This window comes from Photobacterium kasasachensis, from assembly GCF_050336885.1.
GTDB lineage: Bacteria > Pseudomonadota > Gammaproteobacteria > Enterobacterales > Vibrionaceae > Photobacterium > Photobacterium kasasachensis.
In genome coordinates, this window is the sequence record NZ_JAKJSH010000006.1 from 63,105 (window position 1) to 77,123 (window position 14,019).

The following is a 14,019-nucleotide window of genomic DNA, read 5'->3' on the forward strand; positions in this document are numbered from 1 at the left end:
AATGACACTACAAAAGCTAATTAATTCATTGTCTTATTGAGTTAGTGTGACTGATGTCAATGTACTGGTAACCAAGCCCCGCTATCTTCTATCGGTTTTTTGAATGATCCTGCCTCTGCTTTTGAACTTAATCGATGTCAGTAATATAAAGGAATGAAATGAAAATCAGCCAGATCAGCATAGGGATGTTGCTATCTCTTTGTGCTTCGCTCGTCGGTTGCCAGACGACTAATAACTCAGCTTCACCATCCAGTGTAGAATCCAGCGAAACTAAACAGGTGTCTGTATCTGGTGAATCATCTCAATTTGGACAAGATAATGCTCAAGCAAGCCTTGAAACCAAAGTTGTTAGTACAATATTAAAGCGACTACATACGCGATTTTCTCGTAGTCACCTTAATCAATCTCTCTCTGACTCTGAGCGTGAGCAGAATACATTCAATAGCATCGTAGAGATAGAGATAACGGCTAAATGCCTGTTCACTCCAGCTGAAGTCCAATCCCTACGGGAACAAACGCAATCGGAGATGATCAACGAAGCTAGTCAGGGGACGTTTAAGCATGGAAACGCGTTGTTTACAGCGATTGATGAGCGTCATTTGGAAAAATTGACCTACCAAACTCATTTGCTGACTATCAATAACAATTTGGTCACTGACGCCCCCTCTGATCTCGTAGCCTGTTGGCAGCACCAGTTTGAAGAGGATAGACAGTGGCTGGAATATATGGGATATGACTCTGATACAGCCAAGACTTTTCTTAATCGCAGCTACGAATCAAAACGAGAGGCACTTATCTCTCAGTCTCTGCGGCAGCGTGCTGAGCGTTGGGCTGTCGCTTATGCTAAAGGATACGGGCCTAGTAACGGTTATCTGCCTGGCTATCAGGGGCCCGAGTTTATTAACGGTGATGAAGGGATCGGCGTTATGCTGAAATCGCATCGATATGGAGCGGAGGTCATAGCGAATTCATATGTTGCAGTGAATCCCGATCTCATTGATGGAGACATTCTCGTCGCCTATGCCGACAATCAACAGGCTATGGTCCCGTTTATCAATACACCGCTTAATAGAATTATTGCGCTAATTCGAGGTGAGCCTGGCAGCCAAATTAAACTGCGGGTATATCGACCAACAACAGGTGAAATCAGGACGGTTCAAGCCTCTAGAGACAAATCAGCTAGAAAACCGGGCGTTTCTTATACCCTTGAAGCCGATAGCCAAGTGGCACTGGTCCGTCTGACGAGTATAACAGTGGGGGTTTCAGATGAACTTGTAGCAATTTCTCACCAATTGCAGCAGCAAGATATTGATACCCTGATTCTTGATTTACGCGGCAACGGCGGTGGCGCGCTGTCCGAGCTTAGTAAGATTTTTGGGATATTTGGCGTTAACGGTGAGGCTTATTTAGTAAACTCCATTTACCGTACAACTTCCCAACAGGCTGAGCAGATTGCTCAGCCTTTTAGCGGAAAAGTGATTGTCCTTGTCGATCAAGACACTGGGTCAGGGGCTGAAATGCTTGCAGCAACACTACAAGATTATGGAAGAGCTATTGTTATTGGTGAAAATACGTATGGTTTGGGAACTGTGCAACAGTACCGCTCCCTCGATCATATCTATGATATGTTTAATGATAAGCTTGGTTATGTAGGTTATACCATTGCTACGCTTCACCGTGTTGATGGCACCTTGCTCCATAACCAAGGTGTCACGCCTGATGTCATCATTCCACAAGGAAAGAGAAAAAATAATAGAATCGAAGATATGGATATTGATGACATAGATACTGACTGGACTCAGAACCATCGACAGGATGCTGAGATAAGAGAGTTACAAAAACACTATAGTTATTTGCAACAGTCACAGTTTTCAAAGGAAGAAACCACGACACTCGCTATAGAAATGGCAAAGGCGTTAGCTAATAGTTAGGCACCTAACTTAGGGGGAGAAATCTGCTCAAGAATGTAGATTAACCCCATAAAAAAACCAGTCTTCTTGACTGGTTTTTTTACACCAGAAAGTTTCGGTATGAGTGAATATCTTTAAGAGTTATATCTAACTCTGTACTACGTTTCCTATACTTGTTGGCCCGCAAGCGCGGTATCAATGACCTTATAGACATCTTCCTTGCAGCGGCAGGCGCGGATCTTATCTAGATCAACGCCGGTGTCGCTGCTTTCATCTTCCAATACCCGGGTGACCTCCATTAGGCCTTCCATATGTTGATCGGAAGAGCTGCCGGCCAGGGTCACCAATACGTCCACTGGTTCTGTTTCGCCTTCAAAGTAGACAGGCTCTTTTAAAGTTACCAGGGCAAAGGCGGTACGGTTTACCCCGTCTTCCGGCCGGGCATGGGGCATGGCGAAATGGGGGGCGATAACGATGTATGCTCCTAAATTTTCTATACTTCGGATAATGGTATCGTGGTAGCGCGGTTCGATAGCGCCAGAAGCAACTAAGGTGTCGGTACCAAGTTTGATAGCCTGTTGCCAGTTTGCGGCATCGGCCTGAAGCCTGATTGACTTATTCTCGATAAGGGATTGCTTAAAGTTAACCTTTTCGCTGCAATGGCTATCAAGCTGTGTATTGGTGAAGTGCTTGTCTATCAGCTCGATCAGCTCGCCGCCAAATGAGGTCGGATCCAGCATGTTCCTAACTCCCAGAATACTTTTCCCGTCACCGACCTCCATCTCTCCGGCCAGGTGGTTTGAGGAAACGATAATGTCTGTGCCGGTAAGTTTCGATCTGTAGTCAGAGACGGCGCACGAATCCATGGTATGAGGGATGTTTTGGCTTTCCAGGAAACTGCCGATTTTCATCTTCATGATCATCGAGGAGCCCTGGCCGTTACCGCACACAGCAAGGATGCGAACTGCGCGGTTTTCCGCAGGGACGCTTGGCTGAACGATGCCATTGGTGAGTGGCTCGTTACTGCCCGTGGCATAGGTGTTCATCATGCCTTCCTTCTCCGCATCTTCTTCGGCGCGAAGTTTTTTTGACGCGAAGAACATATAAATGCCTGCCAGTGCCAGCAGAACAAAGAAGAATAGGGAAGAGGATGACAGGCCCTGCATAATTGGCGGGAACACCAGCGCCCAGTCGGCCATTCCCATCCAGCCGTTCAGTTCCGTGTTGTGTTGGCTGAAAAGATGAATGGCCCAGGCTGAGCCGACGACTTCGATAATCCCCATTACAAAGCAAATCTTCATGACCGCTTTCCAGCCGCCAAAGTGATTGGCAAACACGCCGATGGTAGCGTTAGAGAAGAACATCGGGATAAAGCCCGGAATGATCATGATAGGAGCATCGAAGGTTAGCATCGCAAGTACTGCCGTAAACTGACCAATGGCTCCCCACATGAAACCAAAGACCATGGCGTTAGGTGAAAAGGCATAGATGGCAGCACAGTCAATGGCCAGGACGGCATTGGGGATCACACGTTCGGAGATCCCCTTGAAGGCCTCGGACAGCTCGGCGACAAACATACGCACACCCATGACGATTATCTGAATGGCGACGGCGAATTTCATGCCGGTTTCAAAGATGTAAATGGTCCAGTGGGTACTCCCCGCCATCACTTGTAGCCTATCGAGGCCGAAAGAGAGCAGGATGATGCTGAAGAACAGTGTCATTACAATCGCGGTCGCGGCAATGCTGTCGTGGAAGATATGAAGCCACTGTGGCAGCTTGATTTTGTCGACGCTGTCGTTTTTGTCTCCCAGTTTTGGGGCGACTTTGATAGCTATCCAGGAGGCGACTTGCTGCTGGTGGCCAATTGAGAATCCTGCGCCACCGGTCACCTCCTGGGTGGGTTTAAACATGATGTTGGTGGAGATCCCCCAGTACAGCGCGATCAGTACAGCTGAGTAGATAATCGTCTCCCACATTGAAGCGCCGAGAACGAAGTAAAATACCGCAATCAGGCCGGTTTGCTGAAACATGATGTGGCCTGTCAGCATGATGGTACGAATGCCTGTGATACGGCGGAAGACGACGAGCAAGATATTAATTGCCAATGCCAGCAGGACGGCATAGCCAACCCAGGAGTAGTTTTCTCCCATGGTTTCCATGGTGGCCATCATGGTGGTGTAGGGGTCAATGACCGAGCCGGTCAGGTTGTGGTACTCGGACATTTTCTCTATCACTGGCTTAAAGCCTGCGACCAGCGTGCCGGCACCCACTTGTACCAACATGAAACCGACGATGGTTTTGATTGTACCCTGGACAATGGTGGTCCTATCGCGCTTTAGCAGGAAGTATCCAAGGCATGTGACCAGCCCGAGCAGGAGCGGTGCCTTGGTCATAACTTGGCTGTAAAAGATGTAGAAGATGTCGTACAGGGTGTCCATCATGATGCTCCGCAACTCGAGGCAAACGATAATCTGCAGTTTTTGGGCAACGATATCGTTTGGGTAGTCACAATAGCAATCACATATAATCACAAGAAGGTAACATGTGATTTTTTGTGGAAACGATCTCGCTTGTGCTTTGATGTTGGTGATCGCGATCACTTAACTGATAATTTTGTGAATAATGCCGTTAAATGCTGAATGATTGTTCATTGCGAATGGAACAGGAAAAGGCTGGTTTGGCTCAAAGCAAGGAATGCCTAATAGGTAATAAGTTTATATTCCATTATGTGCGCTTGTGGTTTGTTTATTCCAATCATCCTGATGCTATTGTAGTCATTGTTAATCATGGTGGTGATTGTTATAGTCTTGTTCTGTAATTAGTGGTCATTTGATAAGCAGAAAATGAAGAGGTATTCACGGCGATGGACTTGGCAAAATATCAGGGGCTTATTTTTGATCTCGATGGCACGCTGGTGGATACGATGCCGGCCAACCTGGAGGCCTGGCGGCGAACCAGCGAGCATTATTGCTTTCCGTTTGATGCGGATTGGCTGTACCAGTTGAGTGGCCAGCCAAGTGTCAAAATGGCCAGCGCCATGATTGAGCGCTACGGGCTAACTCATCGCCCTGAAGATATTGCCAGTACCAAGTTGGAAACCTATTTGGCTCTTGATGATCATGGTGAGGTTATACCGTGTACTTACGAGCTGTTAGTTAAATATCGAGATACCAAGAAGACGGCCATTGGTACCGGCTGCCAGCGCCTCAATGCACTTAATATCCTTGAGAGCAAAGGCCTGTTGCCGTTGATTGATGTGGTTGTTACATCCAGTGACGTAACAAACTATAAGCCAGCACCGGATACGTTCTTATTGGCAGCTGAAAAGCTGGGGCTGGCTCCGAAGCAGTGCGTCGTATTTGAAGATACTTTGCTGGGAATAGAAGCTGCGTGTAACGCTGGCATGGATTGTATACTGGTCAAAGATAGTCAACTTTATGTTGTTGATAACCATGTTGTTGATAGCTATGTCGTTAATAACCATGCTGCTAATAATCGGGATAATGCCACTTAACCTGCCTATATAGACATCAGGTGCCAAAGCAATGTATGGCACAGCTCTTTGATGTGCTTTTGTTGAAGAGACCACTTGTTATCACCCAATGTTATTGTCAGCTCGGAATAAGTACTGAGTGCATCAAGTGCCGCTGCCTCGATATTCTGGCCGTTAGCCACCGCATCATTGATGGCTAACTCGATCTCATGGCTGGTTAATAGCTGAATGCTGAGATCAAATCGCTGGGCTTGCCTGAGTCCATTATTTACCGCTGTTTGATCCCTGAGCTGTTCCAGCTGGTACTGAACGGAATCGCGGGCTCGGTAAAACCGGATCATTTCTGTTTCGAATTTCTCTCGTTCAATACGATAACGCGGTATCAGCAGGTGTTGCTCGTGGTATGCCCTCGTTTGGTTATAGGTATTCTCGTTTAACGTCGTGATCCCAGCTAGCATGACAACCTCTTGCTTACTAAAAAAGGCCTGTCGAAACAGGCCAAGAGATAGGAGTGTGTTTTACTCAGTGTTTCTCGGGGGCTCTTTTGTATTACCAGTATTTGTTTATTTCGGCGCGCAGTGCTTCTGCGGTTTGTTTGCCGGTATTATTGGCCAATGCCCGGCCGGCGATAAAGGTCTTGGCTTTGATCCCTTCGAACAGGTGAATATCTTGCGGTACGATGCCGCCAGTGATGGAGACTTCCAGACCCAGTTCCGAAAGAACGCGCATGCGGTTAATATCCTCGTCCGTCCAGCTTACCCCGGCAAGTTCGGCATCGCGTGAACGGTGGTAAATGGCCTGCTTGATGCCAAGATCAACCCACGCCTGGGCATCATCCAGGGTCCAGTTGCCGTATAGCTCGATTTGGATTTCACCGCCTAGTTCATCGGCAATCTTTTTACATGCTTCGATGGTGGCAATATGCGCAGCGGCAGAGACGGTAAGCCAGTCTGCTCCGGCTTCAAATGCCATGCGTGCCAGAATAGCGCCGCCATCGGTGGTCTTCATATCACAGACAATAATATGCTCGGGGTGGTTGGCGCGAAGGGTGCGAACAGCATTCATGCCTTCGGCAAAGGCAAGAATAGTACCGACCTCAATAACATCAACGAAACTTTCTACGTTATTAGCAACCGAAACAGCTGTATCAAGATCGGTAGAATCAAGTGCAATCTGGATTAATGGTTTAGTCATGATTATTTCTCTCAAACGTTTTAAAAATTAATGTTACTTCTGGCCATAATATGCATTCTTGCCGTGCTTACGGTTGTAATGCTTATCCGAAAGCTCTTGCTGTACTTTTATGCCGCTATTTAAAGAACGTGTTGCAAGGGCCATCGCCGCCACTTCTTCCAGTACGACGGCATTATGGACCGCGTCATAGGCATCGTTGCCCCAGGAGAAAGGCGCGTGGCCTGAAATAATGGCGCTGGGAACGGCCTTCGGATCAATATCCCGGCGACCAAACTCTTCAATAATCACCAGTCCGGTATTCTTTTCGTATTCTGTGTCTATTTCGGTCGGGGTGAGCTGACGGGTACAGGGAATATCGCCATAGAAATAATCAGCATGCGTGGTACCCAGCGCTGGAATGTCCAGTCCGGCCTGTGCCCATACTGTCGCATTTCTTGAGTGAGTATGAACAATGCCGCCGATAGAGCCGAATGCTTTGTAAAGCTCAATATGGGTCGCGGTATCACTGGATGGATTTAATGTCCCTTCGATAACATTGCCGTCTAAATCGACAATGACAATATCATCCGCTTTCATGACATCGTATTCTACCCCTGAAGGTTTAATGGCAATGATGCCCTTATCGCGATCTATTTCAGATACGTTTCCCCAGGTGAAGGTGACTAAATCATATTTCGGCAGCAATAAATTTGCTTCCAGTACTTTTTCTTTCAGTGCTTGGTACATAGTAACTCTCTTATTGGGAGGGGGTCCCAATCAGGCCTCAACAAGTGCTGCATCAATGACCGCGTAGACATCTTCCTGGCTGCGGCAGGCGCGGAGTTTATCAAGATCGACACCGGTTTCACTGTCGTCATCTTCCAGCACCTGGGTTACTTCCATCAGGCCTTCCATATGTTGGTCCGAGGAGCTGCCCGCCAGAGTGACCATGACATCCACCGGCTCATCTTCGCCGTCAAAAAATACAGGCTCTTTCAGGGTTACCAGTGCAAAGGCTGTGCGGTTAACACCGTCTTCAGGGCGGGCGTGCGGCATGGCAAAGTTAGGGGCAATAACAATGTAGGCACCGAGTTTTTCTACGCTGCGGATAATCGCATCGTGATAGCTTTGCTCTACTGCGCCGGATGCTATCAGCATATCGGTGCCCAGCTTGATGGCCTCACGCCAGTTAGCGGCATCTGCCTGCAGGTTGATAGAGTTGTTTTCGATAAGTGATTGTTTAAAGTTCATTGCTCGACTCCCGTTCCTGCCAGCCTGTCGGCTGGCAGGATTATCTTTCTAGTGATCAGTTGTTGTTAGCTAGCGAAGTTTTTGTTGATAAGGCCCAGTAGCTCGTCGCCGAAGGAGTTCGGGTTCAGCATGTTCTGCACCCCGAGTACGAACTTGCCTTCTCCTGCATCCATCTCGCCTGCCAGGTGTTTCGACGACACGATAATGTCGGTATTGGCCAGTTTCGACTTGTAGTCCGAGACTGCACATGAATCCATTACATGCGGGATCCCTTTCTTCTCCAGGTACTTACCAATTTTCATTTTCATCATCATGGATGAGCCCTGGCCATTACCGCACACAGCAAGAATACGGATGGCACGGCCTTCAGAACTTGCGATAGCCTGGTCGGCAATTTCTGCTACCTGTTCGTTGCTTGAGTCTGTTGCCACGGTTGTTGCTTCTGCAGCTTCGGCATCTTCTTCTGCACGTAGGGCTTTAGAGGCGAAGAACATGTAGACGCCAGCTAATGCGAGTAGGACAAAGAAGAACATGGAAGATGAAGACAGACCTTGCATGATTGGTGGGAATACCAGAGCCCAGTCAGCCATACCCATCCAGCCGTTGAATTCAGTGCCGTACTGGCTAAAGAGGTGAATTGCCCAGGCAGAGCCGACAACCTCGATAATCCCCATCACGAAACAGATCTTCATGACCGCTTTCCAGCCGCCGAAGTGGTTGGCAAATACACCGATAGTGGCGTTCGAGAAGAACATTGGGATAAAGCCCGGGATGATCATGATTGGCGCGTCGAAGGCCAGCATGGCAAGCACGGCTGCAAATTGGCCGATGGCACCCCACATGAAACCAAATACCATCGCGTTCGGAGAGAAGGCGTAGATGGCAGCACAGTCAATGGCTAACACCGCATTAGGAATAACACGTTCGGAGATCCCCTTGAATGCTTCAGACAGCTCGGCAACAAACATGCGTACACCGGCAACAATGACCTGAATGGCTACGGCGAATTTAAGACCGGTTTCAAGAATGTAGATGCTCCAGTGAGTCTTGCCCGCCATGGCTTGGAGATTATCCAGGCCAAACGACAGCAGGATGATGCCGAAGAATAGCGTCATTACGATCGCGGTAGCGGCAATGCTGTCATGGAAGATATGAAGCCATTTTGGTAGCTCGATATGGTCAACACTGTCTTCTTTATCGCCAAGCTTGGGCGCAACTTTGGTGGCTATCCAGGATGCGATCTGCTGCTGGTGGCCGATAGAGAAGCCGGCACCACCGGTGACTTCCTCTGTTGGCTTGAACATGATGTTGGACGAGATGCCCCAGTAGAGTGCCATCAGTATTGCCGAGTAGATGATGGTTTCCCACATGGATGCACCAAGTACAAAGTAGAACACCGCAACCAGACCAGCCTGCTGGAACATGATATGGCCGGTCAGCATGATGGTACGAATACCGGTAAAGCGACGGAATACCACGAGCAGGATATTGATGCCCAACGCCATGAGTACGGCGTAACCGACCCAGGAGTAATTCTCTCCCATGGTTTCCATGGTCGCCATCATGGTGGTGTAGGGGTCAATGACCGAGCCGGTGAGATTGTGGTATTCGGAAAGTTTTTCGATAACCGGTTTAAAGCCTTTTACCAGGGTACCGGCACCGACCTGTACCAGCATAAAGCCGACAATCGTTTTGATTGTGCCTTTAATAATGGTGGTGTTGTCACGTTTTAAAAGGAAGTAGCCGATGCATGTTACTAGCCCCAGGAGTAGCGGCGCTTTGGTCATGACCTGGCTGTAAAAGATATAGAAAATGTCGTATAGGGTTTCCATTATGATGCTCCATCGCTTCATGTAAATGGGGTGATTGGCTTAATGCCGTTTCTTATTCTCTGATCTATCTACCTGTTCTCTGTTCGCGCAATCACCATAGCAATCATAAATAATCACAAAAAGACCATTTGTGACTTTATGTGAGAGTGATCTCGTGCCTGTTGCTTCGTTTTTGATCGAAATCAATTTTGGCCAATCTGCCTGTTTCCCTACGCCACATGGTGACTTAAACCCCTCTAAGCCCTTTAAAATCGGGCTTTGAGGCTAAGTAACTGTTATGTATAGAGATGAGTTGGGGGGATTCTATCGTCTGTTCATGACTCAATTTGAAATCAGAGCCTAATCACAAAACGCTCATTTTAATCATTGATAATCATTTTTGTGATTGTTATAGTCAGGGTGTGTCATGAGTTGTCACAGAGTGAGTTAAATATATGACTGAGTCACAGCGCCACAATGCGTTACTGGATCTTCTTAATCAGAAAGGTTCGATCACTGTTTCGAGCCTGATTACAAAGTTCGGTGTTTCTCCTGCGACAGCTAGAAGAGATATCAATAAGTTAGATGAGAAGGGAAAGCTAAAAAAAGTACGTAATGGTGCTCAGGTGGTGGATCATCAGCGTACCTATTGGTCGCCAATGAATATTCACCAAACACTCAATCATGATGAGAAAGTCCGTATATCACAATATGCGGCAAACATGTGCTCACCTGGTGACAGTATCGTGATTAATTGTGGTTCTACAGCCTTCTTGCTGGGCAAAGAAATTTGCGGTCGCGATATTCAGGTGATCACTAATTACTTCCCGCTGATGCGATACCTCATCGGGCAGGACCATGACGGCGTGGTGATTGTCGGCGGGCAGTACCACAAAACACGCAGTTTAATTCTCGCACCCCATCAGGAGATGACATCGTTTTACGCCGGGCACTATATGTTCACTAGCGGCAAGGGCCTGACGGCGGAAGGACTTTATAAGATGGATATGCTCTCGGCGATGGCCGAGCACAAAATGCTTAACCAGGTCAGCAGGCTGGTTGCCTTGGTCGATAGCTCGAAAGTGGGCCAGAGAGCGGGATTGCTGTTTGCGTCTTCCGAGCAGTTAGATGTAGTGATAACAGGTAAAGCGGCAGATCCCGATGTGGTGAAACAACTTCAACAGCAAGGCATCGACGTTGTCTTGGTGTAACAATTCCAGTCGAAAGGTGACTTCTGACGACAACACTTTTTGGTTGATAACATCCCCCAACGAAAGGTTACTGTAATGAGCAAAGTAAATGAAATTACCCGTGAATCGTGGATTTTAAATACATTCCCTGAGTGGGGAACTTGGTTAAACGAAGAAATTGAAAAAACCGAAGTTCAGCCTGGTACGTTTTCTATGTGGTGGCTGGGGTGTACCGGTGTCTGGCTGAAAACAGAAGGCAACACCAATATCTCAATGGATTTCTGGTGTGGTACCGGCAAAAAAACGCAGCAGAATGCATTGATGAAAAACCAGCACCAGATGATGCGTATGGGGGGTGTTCGCGAGCTGCAGCCAAACCTGCGTACGGCCATTTTCCCGATGGACCCGTTTGCGATTAAAGAAATCGATGCGGTGTTGGCATCTCATGACCATGCCGATCATATTGACGTTAATGTTGCAGCGGCGGTACTGCAAAACTGCGGTGACCACGTTAAATTTATCGGCCCGCAGGCGTGTGTTGATCTATGGACTGGCTGGGGCGTTCCTGAAGAGCGCTGTATCGTTGCGAAAGTTGGTGATGAAATCCAGGTGGGTGATGCACTGATCAAGGTGCTTGACTCATTCGACCGGACAGCGCTGGTTACACTGCCTGAAGGAACGTCGTCTTATGACAAGGGCATCCTGGATGGTATGGATGATCGCGCCGTCAACTACCTTATCGAAACAACGGGCGGCTCACTCTATCACTCTGGTGACTCTCACTATTCCAACTACTATGCCAAGCACGGTAACGATCACAAGATTGATGTTGCGCTGCTTTCCTACGGTGAGAACCCACGCGGTGTCACGGACAAGATGACAGCTTCCGACATCCTTCGTGCCGGTGAATCACTTAACTGTGAAGTGGTTGTTCCTTTCCACCATGATATCTGGGCTAACTTCCAAAACGATCCGCGCGAAATTGAAGTGCTGTGGAATATGAAGAAAGAGCGCCTGCAATACGGTTTTGCTCCTTTCTTCTGGCAGGTCGGCGGTAAATACACTTACCCAACAGACAAGGGCCGTATGCACTACCAGCACTTCCGTGGTTTCCGCGATATCTACACTGACGAGCCGGAGCTGCCGTATAAAGCATTCCTATAAAAGCGCTTAGGTAAAGCTCTCAGGTAAAAGTACTGGGCTATCTTCCTGTTTTCGGTTCGCGTCGTATGTTGGAAGGTAGCCCTTCTTTTAACCTTGGGTTTGAACCTGTCTTCAATGACAAGTGTGGAATTTTAAGCATTTAAACAAGGTGAACGCTGTGAAATATAAATTGTTGGCGCTTGATCTGGATGGTACGACGCTTACGTCAAATCATGAAATCTTACCGCAGGTGAAGCAGGAAATTCAGCGAGTAAAAGATGACGTTGTCGTTTTGCTGGTGACAGGCAGACACCATACAGCCGCCAGGCCATACCATCATGAGCTAGACCTCGATACGCCGATTATCAGCTGTAACGGTACCTATATTTACGACTTCAGCAGTGACACGGTCGTTAAAGAAAATGCTTTGCCAAAAGAGAAAGCCAAGCAGTTTCTTCAGCTGGCCCACCAGTACCAGCTAAACATGGTGATGTATGTGACAGATGCCATGACCTTTTCCTCTCAAAAGCCGATTGAATATATGAAGGCGCTGGAGGCATGGGCCGAGGATTTTCCTGCTGCCATCAAGCCGGAGATCCGCCGTATCGCGTCTTTTGAGCAGGAACTGGCGCTGAATGACTACATTTGGAAGTTTGTTGTAGAAGGGGATATCGAGCAGATCGAGTCATTTACCCGGCTGCCATTTATACAGGATGAATTTTCCGGAGAGAAGTCGTGGTCTAACCGTATCGACTTTGCCAATAAAGGCAATACCAAAGGGGCCCGGCTGGCTGAATATATTCGAACCTTGGGCATAACGCCGTCTGAGGTGATTGCCATCGGTGACAATCACAACGATATATCCATGATTGAACTGGCAGGCCTTGGAGTGGCGATGGCCAATGCCGACGACGCCGTTAAACGTGCTGCTGATATATCTACCCCGGAGGGAAACGACGGGAAAGGTATTGCCGACATTATCTCAACGTACTTTCGCGCGTGAGCAATATAAATAGATAGGGGGAAACATGCATAACTTTGATAAAGAGCTCCGTCTCGGGTTATATGAAAAGGCCATGCCCAATGACTTGTCATGGGAAGAGAAGCTAGTCAGTGCCAAAGAGCTGGGCTTTGACTTCGTTGAGATTTCGGTTGATGAATCAGAGGAGCGCCGTGCTCGTCTTGATTGGAGTGATGATGAGATCTATGCCTTGCGTCACTTATGCGAAAAGTACGGAATGCCATTGCATTCTATGTGCTTAAGTGCCCACCGTAAATTCCCGTTTGGTTCTGAAGACGAAACCACGCGCAAAGAAGCTTATGTGATTATGGAAAAGGCAATTAACCTTGCCTATAAGCTAGGGGTGAGGTGTATCCAGTTGGCGGGTTACGATGTCTACTATGAGCCGCAAAACGATATTACCCATCAGCGTTTTGTCGAGGGAATGAAGGCGTCGGCCAAGATGGCAGAGCGAGCCGGGGTGATGCTTGGGGTCGAAATCATGGATACGCCATACCTCAATGCCCTCAGTAAATTCGAGGTACTGAAACGAGAGATCCCGTCGACCTATTTTATGGCTTATCCCGATGTCGGCAATATTACCGGCTGGAATTATGATACCTGTACGGAGCTAAAGCTTAGTCGTGATCACATTGTTCAGATCCACCTCAAAGATACCCTCAAGGTGTCGGAAACCAGCAAGGGGCAGTTCAGGGATTTGGTGATTGGTGAAGGGGAAGTGGATTTTAGTGCTATATTCAAAACCCTGGCACAAATTGACTATACCGCCCCTTTGGTGATTGAGATGTGGGCGCAGGATGAAAACTGGATGGAGAATATCAAGCTTGCCAAGACACGTTTGGTCGGCCTGGCCAACCAGGCTGGTTTTAATCTTGTTTAATTACCAGTCCAACCATCGCTCTCATCAATAAATGCCTAAGTGGCCAGTCACAGCAGACAAATCCCTGATTGAGGGAGTTTGTCTGCCTTGTGAGTCTTAAAATCATCTAATAATTCTTCTTATCTCTTTTCATCTCAATTTTAC

At 47.8% G+C, this 14,019-nt stretch carries 12 protein-coding genes; 6 read left to right on the plus strand and 6 right to left on the minus strand.

Annotated elements, in window-relative coordinates; genetic code table 11:
* The first annotated feature begins 158 nt into the window (after nt 1-158).
* Nucleotides 159-1,931, plus strand: a complete 1,773-nt coding sequence (locus L4D19_RS08035; RefSeq protein ID WP_428452038.1) for a S41 family peptidase — start codon at nt 159-161, stop codon at nt 1,929-1,931.
* A 146-nt stretch (nt 1,932-2,077) separates the two neighbouring features.
* On the opposite strand, the gene L4D19_RS08040 is transcribed toward L4D19_RS08035, so the two are convergent.
* Nucleotides 2,078-4,354 carry a PTS ascorbate-specific subunit IIBC gene (locus L4D19_RS08040; RefSeq protein ID WP_428452039.1) on the minus strand — a complete coding sequence of 759 codons (2,277 nt, stop codon included), beginning with the start codon at nt 4,352-4,354 and terminating at the stop codon, nt 2,078-2,080.
* 422 nt (nt 4,355-4,776) lie between these two features.
* On the opposite strand from L4D19_RS08040, the gene L4D19_RS08045 reads away from it, so the two are divergent.
* Nucleotides 4,777-5,427 carry an HAD family hydrolase gene (locus tag L4D19_RS08045; RefSeq protein ID WP_428452040.1) on the plus strand — a complete coding sequence of 217 codons (651 nt, stop codon included), beginning with the start codon at nt 4,777-4,779 and terminating at the stop codon, nt 5,425-5,427.
* 5 nt (nt 5,428-5,432) lie between these two features.
* On the opposite strand, the gene L4D19_RS08050 is transcribed toward L4D19_RS08045, so the two are convergent.
* The 5 genes from L4D19_RS08050 to L4D19_RS08070 all read right to left on the minus strand — a co-directional run bounded on the left by L4D19_RS08050 (nt 5,433) and on the right by L4D19_RS08070 (nt 9,662).
* A complete protein-coding gene (locus L4D19_RS08050; RefSeq protein ID WP_428452041.1) occupies nt 5,433-5,864 on the minus strand; it encodes a phosphoenolpyruvate-utilizing N-terminal domain-containing protein in 432 nt (143 codons plus the stop codon).
* Nucleotides 5,865-5,955: 91 nt separating this feature from the next.
* The gene (locus L4D19_RS08055) at nt 5,956-6,600 is read right to left on the minus strand and encodes a 3-keto-L-gulonate-6-phosphate decarboxylase UlaD (protein WP_428452042.1); all 645 of its coding nucleotides are present in this window, start codon (nt 6,598-6,600) and stop codon (nt 5,956-5,958) included.
* A 33-nt stretch (nt 6,601-6,633) separates the two neighbouring features.
* Complete coding sequence (locus L4D19_RS08060) at nt 6,634-7,326, minus strand: L-ribulose-5-phosphate 4-epimerase (protein WP_428452043.1); 693 nt, start codon at nt 7,324-7,326, stop codon at nt 6,634-6,636.
* A gap of 30 nt (nt 7,327-7,356) precedes the next feature.
* Nucleotides 7,357-7,830 (minus strand): PTS sugar transporter subunit IIA, encoded by a 474-nt coding sequence (locus tag L4D19_RS08065; RefSeq protein ID WP_428452044.1) that lies wholly within the window; start codon nt 7,828-7,830, stop codon nt 7,357-7,359.
* A gap of 65 nt (nt 7,831-7,895) precedes the next feature.
* The gene (locus L4D19_RS08070; protein ID WP_428452045.1) at nt 7,896-9,662 is read right to left on the minus strand and encodes a PTS ascorbate-specific subunit IIBC; all 1,767 of its coding nucleotides are present in this window, start codon (nt 9,660-9,662) and stop codon (nt 7,896-7,898) included.
* Nucleotides 9,663-10,096: 434 nt separating this feature from the next.
* Between L4D19_RS08070 and ulaR the strand changes: the two genes are divergently transcribed.
* From ulaR to L4D19_RS08090, 4 genes are all read left to right on the plus strand, one after another.
* Nucleotides 10,097-10,852 carry an HTH-type transcriptional regulator UlaR gene (gene ulaR, locus L4D19_RS08075; protein WP_160650594.1) on the plus strand — a complete coding sequence of 252 codons (756 nt, stop codon included), beginning with the start codon at nt 10,097-10,099 and terminating at the stop codon, nt 10,850-10,852.
* A gap of 75 nt (nt 10,853-10,927) precedes the next feature.
* Entirely contained in the window at nt 10,928-11,995 is a 1,068-nt protein-coding gene (ulaG, locus tag L4D19_RS08080) for an L-ascorbate 6-phosphate lactonase (RefSeq protein ID WP_160650593.1), read from the plus strand.
* 157 nt (nt 11,996-12,152) lie between these two features.
* Nucleotides 12,153-12,977 (plus strand): Cof-type HAD-IIB family hydrolase, encoded by an 825-nt coding sequence (locus L4D19_RS08085; RefSeq protein WP_428452046.1) that lies wholly within the window; start codon nt 12,153-12,155, stop codon nt 12,975-12,977.
* A gap of 25 nt (nt 12,978-13,002) precedes the next feature.
* A complete protein-coding gene (locus L4D19_RS08090; protein WP_160650590.1) occupies nt 13,003-13,875 on the plus strand; it encodes an L-ribulose-5-phosphate 3-epimerase in 873 nt (290 codons plus the stop codon).
* The last annotated feature ends 144 nt before the right edge of the window (nt 13,876-14,019 follow it).